Raw genomic sequence first — 14,434 nt, 5'->3', positions numbered from 1 at the left:
GACCGGCGCCCAGAAGGACGACGAAAGGCACGGCACACGCATGGCACGACTGTTCGGGACCGACGGAGTCAGAGGACTCGCCAACGTCGACATCACTGCCGATCTCGCCATGCGTCTCGCCATGTCGGCCGCCACGGTCCTCGGGCGTGGCGCGCGCGAGGCTGGTCGCAAGCCCAAGGCCGTCGTGGGGCGGGACCCCCGGGCCTCCGGCGAGTTCCTCAGTGCTGCCGTCATCGCCGGACTGGCCTCGTCCGGAGTCGACGTCCACGACGTGGGCGTGCTGCCCACCCCGGCGGTCGCCTTCCTCACGGCCGACATGGATGCCCACTTCGGCGTCATGCTCTCGGCCTCGCACAACGCCATGCCGGACAACGGCATCAAGTTCTTCGCCCTCGGTGGGCACAAGCTGCCCGACGCGCTCGAGGACGAGATCGAGGCGGGGCTCGACTCGCCTGCGCCGCTGCCGACCGGAGCCCAGATCGGTCGGGTCCACCAGAACCGGGCCGGCCAGGCGCGCTACGTCGCGCACCTCCTGGAGGCCATCCCCAACAGTCTCGACGGGCTCACCGTCGTCATCGACGGAGCCCATGGTGCGGCCTCCTCGGTCTCACCCGAGGTGTTTCGGCTGGCCGGCGCCGAGGTCATCGAGATCGGCACCGAGCCCGACGGCCTCAACATCAACGACGGCTACGGCTCGACCCACCTGACCCACCTCAAGGACGCCGTCATCCGCCGGGGTGCCCACCTCGGCATCGCCCACGACGGCGACGCCGACCGCTGCCTCGCCGTCGACGCCGACGGCAACGAGGTCGACGGCGACCAGATCATGGGGATCCTCGCGGTCGACATGAAGTCACGTGGCGCACTGCACGAGGACACCCTCGTGGCGACGGTCATGAGCAACCTCGGCCTCATCCAGGCCATGGAGCGCGAGGGCATCAAGGTCAAGCAGACCGGCGTCGGCGACCGCTATGTGCTCGAGGAGATGCGCCGGTCCGGGCACACGCTCGGAGGCGAGCAGTCCGGCCACGTCATCATGCTCGAGCACGGCACCACGGGCGACGGTGTCCTCACCGGACTCATGCTGGCCGCTCGCATGGTCGCGACCGGGCGCACCATCGCCGACCTCGGCACGGTCATGACGCGCCTGCCGCAGGTCCTCATCAACGTCAAGGGCGTCGACAAGGCACGCGTCGAGAGCGACGAGCACGTGCAGGCGGCCGTGGCAGAGGCGGGGATGCGGCTCAACGGGTCGGGACGGGTGTTGCTGCGCAAGTCGGGCACCGAGCCGGTCGTGCGGGTCATGGTCGAGGCCGCCACCAAGGACGACGCGCAGCTGGTCGCCGACCGCCTGGTCGAGGTCGTCAAGGAGCGCCTCACCCTCTGAGGCCCCTGCAGGCCCAGATGAGAGAAGAGAACGCGCCGCCTCCGAGATTTGGGAGACGGCGCGTTCTTTACTCTCGATCGATCGGTCACTCCTGCTTGGCCGCGCCGACGTCGTCAGCCGGTGGTCAGTTGTGAGTGGTCAGTGGTGGGGGTCGATCGAGATGTCCGGTCCAGTTCGCGCCTGGTCGGCCTCGTGGCGCTTGGCATATGCCGCGTCTTCGGCTCCCGTGTCGACGTGTGTCGGGTCGAGCACGCGTTGCAGGAAGACTCGCGTCCGCTGCTCCTTGGGCTCACCGATGACCTGTTCGGGGGCGCCCTCCTCGACGATGTTCCCGCCGTCCATGAAGATCACCCGGTCCGCGACCTCGCGGGCGAAGGCCATCTCGTGGGTGACGACGAACATCGTCATGCCCTCACTCGCCAGGCGGCGCATGACCGAGAGCACGTCCCCGACGAGCTCCGGGTCGAGCGCGGAGGTCGGCTCGTCGAAGAGCATGAGCTTGGGGTCCATCGAGAGCGCACGGGCGATGGCGACGCGCTGCTGCTGACCGCCGGAGAGCTGGGCGGGGAACGCCGACTCCTTCTCGGAGATCCCGACCTTCTCGAGGTTCTCGCGGGCCTTGGCCTCGGCCTCGGCCTTGCTCCGCTTGAGCACCGTCGTCTGGGCGATGGTGCAGTTGTCGAGCACCGACAGGTGGGGGAAGAGGTTGAACTGCTGGAAGACCATGCCCATGTTGCGACGGATGGCGTCGATGTCGCAGTCGGGGTCGGTGACCTCGTCGCCGTCGAACGTGATAGAACCGCTCGTGGGCTCCTCGAGCAGGTTGATGCAGCGCAGGAAGGTCGACTTGCCCGACCCGGACGGGCCGATGACACAGACCACCTCGCCCTGCGTGATCGTTGCGTTGAGTCCTTGGAGGACGTGGTTGCTCCCGAACGACTTGTGCAGGTCGGTGACCTTCACGACGGTGGAACTGGCGGTGGGGGATGCACTCATGGCGCTCAGCGCTCCTTCTTCTGGCGCGCTTCCATACGGCGGACGAGCATGGAGAGCGGGAGGGTGATGATGAGATAGCCCAAGCCAGCCACGACGAGGGGCGTGAGGTTGGAGGTCTCACTGGAGAGGTCACGCCCGTACTTCGTCAGCTCGTAGCCGCTGAGGGACAGCCCCAGGACGGAGACGAGGGAGGAGTCCTTGACCAAAAGGATGACCTCGTTGGTCAGGGGCGGGGTGATGATGCGGAGCGCTTGGGGAAGGACGATCTTGCGGGTGGCAGCCCCTGCCGGCATGCCCAGTGATCGGGCGGCTTCGACCTGGCCGGGTGGCACGGCTTGAATGCCGGCTCTGATGGTCTCGGCCATGTAGGCCGAGGCGACGATGCCCAGCCCCAGCCAGACCGTGCCGTTCACGCCGAAGGGGATGGCCAGACCTGGAAAGGCCACGCCCAACAGACCGAAGCCCAGTAGGACGACGATGGCGGGGAGTCCGCGGAAGAACTCGATCCACGCCGTCGCGATCCACCGGTAGGGGGCGATGGACGACAACCGCATCAGCGCGAGCACCGTGCCGAGGACCAGTCCGATGACGAAGGCGCCCGCGGTGTAGGTCAAGGTGTTCTTGAAAGCGGTGCCAATCCCCCCGACAAGCGTCTCCTTGACGAACTCGGTCCGGAAGAACTGGGCCTGGAACAGGGACCAGTTCGCTGAGAACGCGATGACCAGCACCACGACGACGAGGAGTGCATACTGCACCCACCGGATCCGTTGGGCGCGCTTGCGCGGAGACAGCTTCTTCTTCGGTGGTGCCTCAGTGGTGGGGCTGGTGGTGCTCATCAGTTCTCCTGCCGACCGTCGGGGTCATGGGCCACAACGCCGAGGGGCGGCGGGCCGGTCGAAACCGTACCGCCGCCCCCGACGCCAAGGAAGGGTCACTTCGGGGCGTCGACTCCGAACCACTTCTTGTAGATCGTGTTGTAGGTGCCATCGGCGACCGCATCCTTGAGGACCTGGTTGGTCAGCTCGGCGAGCTTGGTGCCGTTGGGGTCGTCCTTCTTGAACATCAGGCCGTACTGCTCGCCGGTGTCGAACTCCTTGACGACCTCGGTGGTCGGGTTGTCCTTGACGTAGTCGAAGAGAGGACCGTTGTCGTTGATCGCAGCATCCACCCGTCCGGCGAGCACGCCGGCGAGCTGGGTGGGCAGGTCGTCGAACACGACCGGCTCGTAACCGTTGGCGGCCTGCTCCTTCTCGGCGAACTCCTGACCGGTGGTGTCGGTCTGGACCCCGATCTTCTTGCCCTTCAGGCTGGCGAGGTCGGTGATCCCTGAGCCCTTCTTGGTGATCAGCGCCGCGGTCGAGTCGAAGTACGGGTCCGAGAAGACGATGGCCTTCTTGCGCTCGTCGTTGATCGTCGTTGCGCCATAGCCCATGTCGCACTTCTTGGCGGTGAAGGCCGCACCGGAGGTGATCGTGGCGAACTCGATGTCGATGACCTCCTGCTCCAGACCGAGCTTCTTGGCAACGAGGTCGGCGAGGTCGTAGTCGAAGCCCACGACCTTGGCGCCCTCCTTGAACTCGAACGGCTTGTAGGACAGGTGCGTGCAGGCCGTGAGCTTGCCGTCCGAGATCGTCGTGATGCCGCTGGAGTTCGAGGCGGCGGGGGTGTCCCCGTCACCGGAACCGCAGGCGGCGAGGGCCAGAGTGGACATGAGCGCGGCGGCAGCGAGGGCGCTGGCGCGGCGGGTACGTGAGGTGGTCACCGGGGAACTCCTTGGCGGTAGTGGACGTGGTCGACCCACGTCTGACTAGTCGCTGACCCTACCCAGCGCTGGGCCCGATGCAGCGACTTTGCCGCATGAGACCCCCGAATCGTGACCTGTGTCGCCGACGCGGCGCCGCGGTTATTCGCGATGCGAGGCGATGATCCGGGCGTACTCGAGCCCGGAGTCCTTGATGGTGCGCTTCTGGGTGTCGTAGTCCACGTGGACGATCCCGAAGCGCTTGCTGTAGCCGAAGGCCCATTCGAAGTTGTCCATGAGGGACCACGCGAAGTAGCCGCGGATGTCGGCTCCGTCGTCGATCGCCCGCTTCGCCGCCTCGAGGTGACCGTGCAGGTATGCCGTCCGCTCCGGATCGTGGACCGCCGCGCCCTCGGGTCCGGTCTCGAGGGTGTCCGGCCAGGCGGAGCCGTTCTCAGTGACATAGATCGGCAGCCCGGACTCCTCCCATGAGCGCATGAGGATGTCGTGATGGCCCTCGGGCGAGATCTCCCAGCCCATGTCGGTGAGTGGTGGGCGTGGCTCGGCGTCCTCGACGCCCTCGCCGCCCGGGAGCGGGTGGATGGCGCCCTCTGTGTGGCGGACGCGGGTGGGGAAGTAGTTGTTGACCCCGAGGTTGTCGAGGGGGGCGTTGATGACCTCGAGGTCACCCTCCTGGATGTACGCGTGGTCGGTGAGGTGGGCCGTGTCCTCCAGCAAGGTCGCCGGGTAGGAACCGTGGAAGAGCGGGCCGAAGAAGACGCCGTTGAGGACGTTGTCGGCCCGACGCACGGCATCGAGATCGCGTTCGTCGCCGTCCTCGGGTCCCCAGACCTGGGTGGGGTTCAACGTGATCGAAACCTCCGCATCGGCGCACTTCTCACGGATGACCGGCACCGCGGTGCCGTGGGCGAGCATGAGGTGGTGCGCGGACACGAGTCCCTCGACCGGGTCGGTGTGCCCCGGGGCGTGTTGGCCGAGCGAGTAGCTGAGGAAGGACGAGCACCACGGCTCGTTGAGGGTGGTCCAGTTCTTGACCCTGTCACCCAGCGCATCCACGACGGCCCCGGTGTAGTCGGCGAACCAGTCCTTGATGTCGCGGTTGAGCCAGCCGCCGCGGTCGCCGAGGGCCTGCGGCAGGTCCCAGTGGTAGAGCGTGACGAAGGGACGAATTCCGTTGTCCAGCAGCGTGTCCACGAGGCGTGAGTAGAAGTCGATGCCGGCCTGGTTGACAGCGCCGGTGCCGGTCGGGATGACTCGGGGCCAGGCGACGGAGAAGCGGTAGGCGCCCAGACCCAGGTCCTTCATGAGCGCGACGTCCTCGGGGACGCGGTGGTAGTGGTCGCACGCCACCTCGCCGGACTCGCCGCCGTGGACCTTGCCGGGCTCGGCGCTGAAGGTGTCCCAGATGGACGGAGAGCGCCCGTCTTCGGCGACGGCCCCCTCGATCTGGTAGCTCGCGGTGGCTGCGCCCCACAGGAAGCCGTCGGGGAAGGTCGTCTCGAAGGTCATGGACCCAACGTAGTCCGCACGCGAGGGCTGGGGCATGGTGTTCATATGCCATACGAAGCAGTCACCGAGCCCCTGTACACCATCGCCGCGACCGCCACGGGTGGGCGTGAAGGCACCGTCAAGAGCGAGGACGGCGTCGTCGACCTCCCCCTGGGCAAGCCGGGCAGCCAGGCCAACCCCAAGGCCAACCCCGAGACCCTCTTCGCCTCCGGGTACGCCGCCTGCTTCACGGGTGCCCTCAACCTGGTCGCCAAGCGGGACGGCCTCGACACGAGCGCGTCCGTCGTGACGGCAGACGTGACCTTCGGCAAGACCGACAGCGGTGCTGGCCTGGCGGTCGCCATCGAGGCGGTCATCCCGGGCGTCGACCAGGTCAAAGCCCAGGAGCTGGTGGAGAAGGCCCACGAGGTGTGCCCCTACTCGAAGGCCACCCGCGGCAACATCGACGTCACCGTCACCGGACGCGCGGCCTGATCATGGCTGCCGTCACGGTCATCGGTGGCCACGGCAAGATCGCGCTGCGCCTCGCCCAGCAGCTGTCGGACGCCCGGCACGACGTCACGTCCTGGATCCGCAACGCCGACCAAAGTGCTGACATCGAGGAGGTCGGGGCCACCCCTGCCGTCCTCGACGTCGAGTCGATGTCGGTGGAGCAGATGGCTGAGGCGTTCGCTGGGGCGGACGTCGTCGTGTGGTCCGCCGGTGCCGGTGGCGGAAGCCCCGAACGCACCATCGCCGTGGACCGCGACGCAGCCATCCGCTCGATGGAGGCCGCCGTCGCCGCCGGGGTGCCGCGCTACGTCATGGTGTCCTACATCAGCTCTGGCCCCGATCACGGTGTGCCGCAGGACAACCCGTTCTTCACGTACGCACAGGCCAAGACCGACGCAGATGCCCACCTGCGCGAGACATCGCTGGACTGGACGATCCTCGGACCTAGCACGTTGACCGACGACACGGGCACCGGACGCATCGAGGTCGGTGACGAACTCGAGCCCGGCCATGTCACGCGTGACGACGTCGCGACCGTCGCGGCATACGTCGTCAAGCACGACGTCTTCGCGCGCACCACGGTGCTGTTCAACAACGGGGAGACACCGATCAAGCTGGCGCTCGACGCGATCGTCTGAACCTCAGCCGGGCACGACCTCATCCCCGATGCGCACCACGCCGGTGCCGTCGGGAATGAGCTGCATCGCGAACCAGGTCTTGCCGTCCCAGCGACGGTGGCGGGCCAGGGTGCGAATGGGTTCCTTCGATGTCGCGAGAGTGCCGGGGTCGATGGTCGTCATGACACACCTGTCGACGGGCTTCGCCACCCGGAAGGTCACCTCGCCCAGCCGGAGCGTCGACCAGCCGTCCTCGACGAACGCCTCGAGGTCACCGTCGATGACAACGTTGGGCCGGAAGCGCTCCATCGGCAACGGCTCGGGCACCGGCTCGCCACGGTCCACAGCGCCTTCGGCGATCCAGTCGTTGAGCCGGCCCAGCGACCGCTGGCTGGCGAGCGTCACGGGATAGCCGTCGGCGTATGCCGTGTGGTCACCTTCCTGGCTGAAGTCGGGGTTGAGCGCCCGCCGGGTGGGGTCGACACAGCGCACGAGCCTCAGTCCCGGAACGCCAACGGCACGGCTCACCCACTCATCCGCCTCGCGTGACACGAGCGAGCCCATGAGGTCGTGTCGGTGCAGCCGAACCGGGATCTGCTCACCCCGCGCGTCAGGCAGGTGCAGGTCCGACGCCCCCGGCGCGCGCAGCCGCAAGCCACTTGGCACGTGCGGGTCGGTCTCGGCGGTGTCGGGCACGATAGAAAAGAGACGGTGCTCCTCACGCGCCGACACGAGGAGTCCGTCGGCATCGACGACCATCCAGCGCCGGTCACCGACGAAGCCCGCTCGTTCCACCGACGCAGACGCCACCGGCCGGATCGCCGTGCTCTTGACCGGATGCACGTTGAGCCCGACGACATGGACCTTCGACATCGCTCAATCCCTCCCTAACTTGGAAGCCGGAAGGTCGAGCGTAGGGCGATGTGCGCGTTCGCGACGAAGGAGCGACTGAGCGTGCGTCGCCCTACGCTCGACCTTCACGCGCGTTCGCGACGAAGGAGCGACTGAGCGTGCGTCGCCCTGAGCACGACCTTCACCCGTCAGCTCACGCGCGCTGGTCGATAAGGCCGGTGTCGACGTCGTAGATGAACCCACCAACAGCAACGCTGTCGGGGATGAGCGGGTGCGCGCGCACGGCCATGACATCGGCCTTGAGAGCAGCCTCCTGGTCGCTGATGACGTGGAAGCCCTGCCAGGAGGCGTCGGACCCGGCCTTCTCGCCGATGATTGCGCGCAGCTCGGTCTCGGAGTACTTGGTCATCGCGCAGCGGGTGTGCGGCACCACGAGCACGCGCTGGACATTAAGCAGGTGCACACCGAGGACGAGCGCCTCGAGAGCGGCCGCCGTCACGCGGCCACCGGGGTTGCGGAAGATCTTGGCGTCACCGGGGGAGAGGCCCAGCATGCCCAGCGGGTCGATGCGCGAGTCCATGCAGGTGACGACGGCGACGCCCCGGTGGGCGATGCCGTCGAAGCCACCGAGGGTGAACTGCGTCGCAAAGGCCTCGTTGGCCGCGAGCAGATCGTCGAATCCCGCTGTGGGGGAGGGGTTCTCGCTCATGTCAGTCCTGGTCGCTTGGGGATGGTCATGGCCATCGGCTTGGTCACTGAGGCAAAGAAGTCGTTGCCCTTGTCGTCGACGACGATGAAGGCGGGGAAGTTCTCGACCTCGATCTTCCAGATCGCCTCCATGCCGAGCTCGGGGTACTCGAGCACCTCGACGCTCTTGATGCAGTCCTGAGCCAGACGAGCGGCCGGACCTCCGATCGAGCCGAGGTAGAAGCCGCCGTGCTCGTTGCAGGCGTCCGTGACGGTCTTGCTCCGGTTGCCCTTGGCCAGCATCACCTTGGATCCGCCCGCGGCCTGGAACTGCTCGACGTAGGAGTCCATGCGACCGGCGGTCGTCGGACCGAAGGAACCGGACGGCATACCCTCCGGTGTCTTTGCGGGACCGGCGTAGTAGACCGGGTGGTCACGAAGGTAACCAGGCATCTCCTCACCGGCGTCGAGGCGCTCCTTGATCTTCGCGTGGGCGATGTCGCGGGCGACGACGAGCGGTCCGGTGAGGGAGAGGCGGGTCTTGACGGGGTATGCCGTCAGCTCGCCGAGGATCTCGTCCATCGACCGGTTGAGGTCGACCTCGACGACGGCGCCCTGACCGGTCGACCCGGCCCCCGCGGCCTCGTCGTCGTGGGCCTCCAGCGCGCCGTGCGTCGTGTCGGGCAGGAACCGAGCCGGGTCCGTCTCGAGCTGCTCGATGAAGACACCCTCAGCCGTGATCTTGGCGAGCACCTGTCGGTCGGCCGAGCACGACACGGCGATGGCGACAGGGAGGGAGGCGCCGTGGCGGGGGAGGCGGACGACGCGGACGTCGTGGCAGAAGTACTTGCCGCCGAACTGCGCGCCGATGCCGAACTCACGGGTCAGGCCGAGCACCTGCTCCTCGAGCTCGGTGTCGCGGAAGCCGCGTCCGGTGGCTGCATCGCCTGTGGTGGGGAGGGCATCGAGGTACTTGGCGCTCGCGTACTTCGCTGTCTTGAGGGCGAACTCGGCGCTCGTGCCACCGATGACGATCGCCAGGTGGCAGGGCGGGCAGGCCGCCGTGCCGAGGCTGCGGAAGCTTCTCGTCGAGGAAGCGCATCATCGCGGTCTCGTTGAGGACGGCCTTGGTCTCCTGGAAGAGGAACGACTTGTTGGCGCTGCCGCCGCCCTTGGCCATGAAGAGGAACTTGTAGGTGCTCTCGTGGCCCGGGGTCGTGTCGGCGTAGAGCTCGATCTGAGCGGGGAGGTTGTTGCCGGTGTTCTTCTCGTCCCACATGGTCACAGGGGCCATCTGCGAGTAGCGCAGGTTGAGCCGCGTGTAGGCGTCGTGGATGCCGTGGGAGAGGGCCTTCTCGTCGACCCCGGGCGTGAGCACGTGCTGGCCGCGCTTGCCCATGACGATCGCCGTGCCCGTGTCCTGGCACATCGGCAGGACACCACCAGCGGCGATGTTGGCGTTCTTGAGCAGGTCGAGAGCGACGAACTTGTCGTTGTTGCTGGCCTCGGGGTCATCGAGGATGTTGCGCAGCTGTTGGAGGTGAGCCGGCCGCAGGTAGTGCGCGATGTCGTGCATCGCCGTCTCGCTCAGCAGGCGCAGCGCCTCGGGCGCGACCTGGAGGAACTGGCGTCCTCCCGGACCATCGAGGACCTCGACGCCGTCCGTGGTGAGGAGCCGGTATGCCGTGTCGTCCCGACCGACGGGAAGAAGGTCCTCGTAGGCGAACTCGGCCATCGTCGTCAGATCTCCTCTCGCGTCGGGGCATAGGCGCCGGCCCGCCCGACCGTGATCGCACTCGTCGCCAGTGCCCGGCTGACCGAGTCGGCCACGTCGTTGAGGGTGGCTGCGCCGAGCCTCTGCCGAGCGTCGACGTCGCCCAGCAGCCCGGCGTCGAGCAGGCCGGATACGAGCCCAGCCATGAAGGAGTCGCCGGCGCCCACCGTGTCGGCCACCTCGTCGACCCGTGCGGGTGCCTGCGCGATCTCTCCCGTGGCCGAGACGCGGTAGGCGACGCCGTCGCCGCCACGCGTGATGACGACCAGTCCCGGTCCCAGCCGACCCCACGCGGCCATGACGTCCGGAAGGGACTTCCCGGCATACAGCCAGGCGATGTCGTCCTCACTGGCCTTGACCACGTCGCTGAGAGCGATGAGCTCCTCGACACGGTCTCGGACCTCGTCGACGGTGCCCATGATCGTGGGTCGGACGTTGGGGTCGTAGGAGATCGTCGCGTGCTTACGGGCTGCGGTGAGGGTCTGGGTGACCACGGCCTCGCCGGGCGTGAGCGTCGCCGCGATGGAGCCGGTGTGGACGTGAGCGACCTGGTCGAGACCGGTGACGGGGCGCAGGTCCCAGTGCAGGTCGAAGTCATACTCAGCCGCGCCGGAGTCGTCGATCGTGGCGAGCGCCGTCGACGTCGGGTGCTGTCCGGCGTCGAGGTTCTCGATGGTCACGCCGTGCGAGGTGATCTGCTCGGTGCAGCGCGTGCCGTGGTCGTCGTCGCCGAGGGTCGTGGCGAGGACGGTGTCGTGACCGAGCCGGGCGATACCCATGGCGACGTTGGCGGGGGAGCCGCCGACGTGCTCGGCGACCGCTCCGTCGGGGGTGTGGACGATGTCGACGAGGGTCTCGCCGACGACGAGGACGCGCTGCTCCGTGGTCAGGTTGTCGGTCATGTCAGGCACTTCCCTGCGGAAGGCCTGCGGTGCGGCCGACGACGTGGTGGCTCTCGATGACGCGGACGGTGCCGGACTTGCTGCGCATGACGATGGAGTTCGTCGTGGCCCGGCCGCGGGAGTAGCGCACGCCCTGGAGCAGCTCACCGTCGGTGATGCCCGTCGCGACGAAGAAGCAGTTGTCCGAGGTGACGAGGTCCTCGGTCGTGAGCACACGGTCGAGGTCGTGGCCGGCGTCCAGCGCCTTCTGCCGCTCGTCGTCGTCCTGTGGCCACAGGCGCCCCTGGATGACGCCACCGAGGCACTTGATGGCGCAGGCCGTGATGATGCCCTCGGGCGTTCCACCGATGCCGAGGAGGAGGTCGATGCCGGTCGTCTCGCGGGCTGCGGAGATGGCGCCGGCGACGTCGCCGTCGGAGATGAGCTTGATGCGGGCGCCGGTGCCCCGGATCTCGTCGGCGAGCTTCTCGTGGCGCGAGCGGTCGAGCAGGACGACGGTGACGTCCTCGGGGCTCTCCCTCTTGGCCTTGGCGATCCGGCGGACGTTCTCGGCCGCGGGCAGGCGGATGTCGACGACGTCCGCGACTTCGGGACCGGCGACGAGCTTGTCCATGTAGAAGACCGCGCTGGGGTCATACATCGTGCCCCGGTCACTCACCGCCATGACCGCGATCGCGTTGGGCATGCCCTTGGCCGCGAGGGTCGTGCCGTCGATCGGGTCGACGGCGACGTCGACCTCGGGACCGTGGCCGGCGCCGACCTGTTCGCCGTTGAAGAGCATGGGGGCGTTGTCCTTCTCGCCCTCGCCGATGACGACCGTGCCCCGCATCTCGACCGTGGCGATGAGGGCACGCATCGCCTCGACCGCGGCGCCGTCGGCGCGGTTCTTGTCGCCCCTGCCGACCCAGCGGCCACCGGCCATGGCGGCGGCCTCGGTGACGCGGACGAGCTCGAGCGCGAGGTTGCGGTCGGGGACGTTCGCGGGCGTGGCGTCGGGCATGGGAAACCTGTCTTCCTTGACGTGGCGCAGTGGCTGGATCGGGCTGGGATCCTGCGCGCCCGACTCTATCGCCGACCCGATACGTCGATTCCCGGGGTCATCGGCGACGATGGAGGGGTGAGCACGACGCCGACCAAGAGCCGCTACTCGATGGGTTCCGCCCCCAACATGCTGCGGTCGCTCCTCGTCATCGGCGCGCTCATGGCCCTCATCTGGTTCATGACCCCCCGCGTCAACACGCTGGCTGGACCGGTCGTCGACGTGCACGGCACGGCCGTCACCGTCGCCGAGGAGAGCGGGTGGCCGATCTCCGAAGCCGTCGACCTGCCCCAGGACTGGAAGACGACGAGCGCGCGCTACGTCAAGGGGACCGACGGGCTCATGACGTGGCACGCGGGATACCAGGCGCCATCGGGCAACTACGTGGCCGTGGAGCAGACCCGTGACGCCACCCAGGGGTGGGTCGACGCGCAGACCAACCGGGCTCGTCGCGTCGGCGAGCTCCAGGCGGCCGACATCACGTGGATCAAGTTCGAACGCGGCGGCAAGATCCAGAACAGCCTCCTCGACCGGCGCAAGGGGGCCGGTGAGCTGACGACACTGCTCACGGGCACCGGCACGTTCGAGGAGCTCACCTTCGTCGCCGAGCACCTCGCCCCCGTCACCCAGTGACGCCCGCGCGACCCGGGACCGCGGCTACTCGCTGAGCTTGGCCTCGGCCTCGTCGAGCCACTTCGCGCAGTGGGCTGCCAGCGCCTCGCCGCGCTGCCACAGCCCCATGCTGTCCTCGAGACCGACCTGGCCGTTCTCGAGGCGCGCCACGATGTCGACGAGCTCGTCGCGCGCTGCCTCATAGCTCAACTGCGCCACATCGGCGTTCGCGCCATCGGGAGTCGCGACGGCGCTCGCGTCGTCGACGGTCTCGGGCTGCGGGGTGCTCTTCGCCATGCGCAGCACCCTAGCCGTCGGCGAGGACAGGTCCCGCTGTCCGACAAGGGCGGACGGCTCGCCCGCACGAGAGGGTTCGCGAGCCCTGGGCTCACCCGTGGACCGGACCGATCCGGTCCACGAAGAGCCTGATGGTTCGCGAACCGCTTCTGGCCTGCAGTGGCGGCCGCGCCGCGGGAGACGCTCGCCGTGCCGAGGCTTGAGGCCAGGCCGGCTCACCCTTCCGTGCGGACGCCGAAGTCTCCGCAAGCCACCGTCACGTGGAGCAGCTCCCGGACGCTCAGCTCGGCTGGGTCGTGCACGACGGCTCCGTCGACCTGTTGGACGATCGCGTAGCCCCGGTCGAGCGTCGACTGCGGTGAGAGCGTGCGCACCTGGGCGCGCAGGTGGCGGACACCGTCGTGGTGACGGTGCAGCTGGGCCTCGACGCGGTGCCGGGCCCGTGACCGCAGCGCTGTCACCACCTCGCGCTGCACGCGCACGAAGGCTGCGGGGTCGGCGAGCACCGGACGTGACCGCAGCTCGACGAGTCGCCGCCGCTCGTGGTGCAGCCGCCCCTCGAGGGCTCGTCGACCCCGCGTGCGCGCCGCCTCGATGACCTGGTGCTCGCGGTCGGCGTCGGGGACGATCGCCTTGGCCGCGTCGGTCGGCGTGGAGGCGCGGTGGTCGGCGACGAGGTCGAGCAGGGGTGTGTCGACGTCGTGGCCGATGGCGCTCACGACCGGTGTGCGCGTCGCCGCCACAGCGCGCAGAAGCGCCTCGTTGCTGAACGGCAGCAGGTCCTCGACCCCGCCCCCGCCGCGGGCGATGACGATGACGTCGATGTCCGGTATGCCGTCCAGCTCGCGCAGTGCCTCCGTCACCTCCGTGACGGCGTTGCCGCCCTGGACGGCCACCTGGCGGACCTCGAACTGCGCCGTCGGCCAGCGGCGTCGGGAGTTCTCGACGACGTCCTTCTCGGCGGCGCTGGCCCGGCCACAGATGAGGCCGATGCGGCGCGGGAGGAAGGGCAGCGGTCGCTTGCGGTCGGCGTCGAAGAGACCCTCGCTCGCCAGGTTGCGCTTGAGGTACTCGATGCGGGCGAGCAGCTCGCCCACACCGACGGGACGGATCTGTCGACCGTCGAGCATGAGACTGCCGCGCTGGGTCCAGAACGTCGGCTTGGCCTGGACGACGACCCGCGCACCCTCGACCAGCGGTGTGCCCATCGCGTCGAGGGCATTGACCTGGATCGCCACCGAGAGCGACATGTCGACGTCGGGATCGCGCAGCGTCACATAGGCCGTGCGCGCCCCGGGGCGGCGGTTGAGCTGGACGACCTGGCCCTCGACCCAGAGCACCGACATCTTGTCGACGTACTCGGCGATCTTCATGGAGAGCAGACGGACCGGCCACGGCTGCTCGGCGGTGGTGTCGCCGGCCCGCTCGGGGAGAGCCGGGCGCGCATCGGGGCTGGTCACGCAGCCACTGTAGGAGGTGGGTCCGTCAACGCTGCCGGCGTCACCATC

The 14,434-nt window shown here is 68.4% G+C and carries 14 protein-coding genes and 1 pseudogene; 4 read left to right on the top strand and 11 right to left on the bottom strand.

Annotated elements, in window-relative coordinates:
• Positions 1–40 precede the first annotated feature (40 nt).
• On the top strand, positions 41–1,387 hold the full coding sequence (gene glmM, locus ACZZ98_RS03400) for a phosphoglucosamine mutase (RefSeq protein WP_463514952.1): 1,347 nt from the start codon (positions 41–43) through the stop codon (positions 1,385–1,387).
• Positions 1,388–1,525: 138 nt separating this feature from the next.
• On the opposite strand, the gene ACZZ98_RS03395 is transcribed toward glmM, so the two are convergent.
• The 4 genes from ACZZ98_RS03395 to ACZZ98_RS03380 form a co-directional block, all read right to left on the bottom strand.
• On the bottom strand, positions 1,526–2,383 hold the full coding sequence (locus ACZZ98_RS03395) for an amino acid ABC transporter ATP-binding protein (protein ID WP_463514951.1): 858 nt from the start codon (positions 2,381–2,383) through the stop codon (positions 1,526–1,528).
• 5 nt (positions 2,384–2,388) lie between these two features.
• Complete coding sequence (locus tag ACZZ98_RS03390) at positions 2,389–3,219, bottom strand: amino acid ABC transporter permease (RefSeq protein ID WP_463514950.1); 831 nt, start codon at positions 3,217–3,219, stop codon at positions 2,389–2,391.
• A 95-nt stretch (positions 3,220–3,314) separates the two neighbouring features.
• Positions 3,315–4,145 (bottom strand): ABC transporter substrate-binding protein, encoded by an 831-nt coding sequence (locus tag ACZZ98_RS03385; RefSeq protein ID WP_463514949.1) that lies wholly within the window; start codon positions 4,143–4,145, stop codon positions 3,315–3,317.
• A 141-nt stretch (positions 4,146–4,286) separates the two neighbouring features.
• A complete protein-coding gene (locus ACZZ98_RS03380) occupies positions 4,287–5,654 on the bottom strand; it encodes a GH1 family beta-glucosidase (RefSeq protein WP_463514948.1) in 1,368 nt (455 codons plus the stop codon).
• Positions 5,655–5,699: 45 nt separating this feature from the next.
• On the opposite strand from ACZZ98_RS03380, the gene ACZZ98_RS03375 reads away from it, so the two are divergent.
• Positions 5,700–6,128 carry an Ohr family peroxiredoxin gene (locus tag ACZZ98_RS03375; RefSeq protein WP_463514947.1) on the top strand — a complete coding sequence of 143 codons (429 nt, stop codon included), beginning with the start codon at positions 5,700–5,702 and terminating at the stop codon, positions 6,126–6,128.
• Between the two features lie 2 nt (positions 6,129–6,130).
• Positions 6,131–6,784, top strand: coding sequence for an SDR family oxidoreductase (locus ACZZ98_RS03370; RefSeq protein WP_463514946.1), 654 nt, complete (start codon positions 6,131–6,133; stop codon positions 6,782–6,784).
• Between the two features lie 3 nt (positions 6,785–6,787).
• On the opposite strand, the gene ACZZ98_RS03365 is transcribed toward ACZZ98_RS03370, so the two are convergent.
• The 5 genes and pseudogenes from ACZZ98_RS03365 to glpX all read right to left on the bottom strand — a co-directional run bounded on the left by ACZZ98_RS03365 (position 6,788) and on the right by glpX (position 11,978).
• On the bottom strand, positions 6,788–7,636 hold the full coding sequence (locus ACZZ98_RS03365; RefSeq protein ID WP_463514945.1) for an MOSC domain-containing protein: 849 nt from the start codon (positions 7,634–7,636) through the stop codon (positions 6,788–6,790).
• 172 nt (positions 7,637–7,808) lie between these two features.
• Positions 7,809–8,324, bottom strand: a complete 516-nt coding sequence (locus ACZZ98_RS03360; protein ID WP_463514944.1) for a beta-class carbonic anhydrase — start codon at positions 8,322–8,324, stop codon at positions 7,809–7,811.
• Positions 8,321–10,037 (bottom strand): annotated as a pseudogene (locus ACZZ98_RS03355) (fumarate hydratase). Before ACZZ98_RS03355 ends, ACZZ98_RS03360 begins: the two are co-directional and overlap by 4 nt.
• A gap of 5 nt (positions 10,038–10,042) precedes the next feature.
• Positions 10,043–10,978 carry a carbohydrate kinase family protein gene (locus tag ACZZ98_RS03350; RefSeq protein WP_463514943.1) on the bottom strand — a complete coding sequence of 312 codons (936 nt, stop codon included), beginning with the start codon at positions 10,976–10,978 and terminating at the stop codon, positions 10,043–10,045.
• Between the two features lies 1 nt (position 10,979).
• Entirely contained in the window at positions 10,980–11,978 is a 999-nt protein-coding gene (gene glpX, locus ACZZ98_RS03345; protein WP_463514942.1) for a class II fructose-bisphosphatase, read from the bottom strand.
• 117 nt (positions 11,979–12,095) lie between these two features.
• On the opposite strand from glpX, the gene ACZZ98_RS03340 reads away from it, so the two are divergent.
• Positions 12,096–12,650, top strand: coding sequence for a DUF4245 domain-containing protein (locus ACZZ98_RS03340; RefSeq protein ID WP_463514941.1), 555 nt, complete (start codon positions 12,096–12,098; stop codon positions 12,648–12,650).
• 24 nt (positions 12,651–12,674) lie between these two features.
• Here the strand turns inward: ACZZ98_RS03340 and ACZZ98_RS03335 are convergent, their stop codons facing one another.
• Together ACZZ98_RS03335 and xseA are read right to left on the bottom strand one after the other, a co-directional pair.
• Positions 12,675–12,926, bottom strand: a complete 252-nt coding sequence (locus tag ACZZ98_RS03335) for an exodeoxyribonuclease VII small subunit (RefSeq protein WP_463514940.1) — start codon at positions 12,924–12,926, stop codon at positions 12,675–12,677.
• Between the two features lie 215 nt (positions 12,927–13,141).
• Positions 13,142–14,386 carry an exodeoxyribonuclease VII large subunit gene (gene xseA, locus ACZZ98_RS03330; RefSeq protein WP_463514939.1) on the bottom strand — a complete coding sequence of 415 codons (1,245 nt, stop codon included), beginning with the start codon at positions 14,384–14,386 and terminating at the stop codon, positions 13,142–13,144.
• Positions 14,387–14,434 lie beyond the last annotated feature (48 nt).

The organism is Knoellia sp. AC549 (assembly GCF_979258975.1).
Note: the sequence above shows the minus strand (reverse complement) of the source record. Positions and strands in the feature narration are given on the sequence as shown.

What these genes read in the sequence shown, in the direction of transcription:
- glmM (WP_463514952.1), top strand. Translation starts at nt 41, where the DNA reads ATGGCACGACTGTTCGGGACCGACGGAGTCAGAGGACTCGCCAACGTC.
- ACZZ98_RS03395 (WP_463514951.1), bottom strand. Translation starts at nt 2,383, where the DNA reads ATGAGTGCATCCCCCACCGCCAGTTCCACCGTCGTGAAGGTCACCGAC.
- ACZZ98_RS03390 (WP_463514950.1), bottom strand. Translation starts at nt 3,219, where the DNA reads ATGAGCACCACCAGCCCCACCACTGAGGCACCACCGAAGAAGAAGCTG.
- ACZZ98_RS03380 (WP_463514948.1), bottom strand. Translation starts at nt 5,654, where the DNA reads ATGACCTTCGAGACGACCTTCCCCGACGGCTTCCTGTGGGGCGCAGCC.
- ACZZ98_RS03375 (WP_463514947.1), top strand. Translation starts at nt 5,700, where the DNA reads ATGCCATACGAAGCAGTCACCGAGCCCCTGTACACCATCGCCGCGACC.
- ACZZ98_RS03370 (WP_463514946.1), top strand. Translation starts at nt 6,131, where the DNA reads ATGGCTGCCGTCACGGTCATCGGTGGCCACGGCAAGATCGCGCTGCGC.
- ACZZ98_RS03365 (WP_463514945.1), bottom strand. Translation starts at nt 7,636, where the DNA reads ATGTCGAAGGTCCATGTCGTCGGGCTCAACGTGCATCCGGTCAAGAGC.
- ACZZ98_RS03360 (WP_463514944.1), bottom strand. Translation starts at nt 8,324, where the DNA reads ATGAGCGAGAACCCCTCCCCCACAGCGGGATTCGACGATCTGCTCGCG.
- ACZZ98_RS03350 (WP_463514943.1), bottom strand. Translation starts at nt 10,978, where the DNA reads ATGACCGACAACCTGACCACGGAGCAGCGCGTCCTCGTCGTCGGCGAG.
- glpX (WP_463514942.1), bottom strand. Translation starts at nt 11,978, where the DNA reads ATGCCCGACGCCACGCCCGCGAACGTCCCCGACCGCAACCTCGCGCTC.
- ACZZ98_RS03335 (WP_463514940.1), bottom strand. Translation starts at nt 12,926, where the DNA reads ATGGCGAAGAGCACCCCGCAGCCCGAGACCGTCGACGACGCGAGCGCC.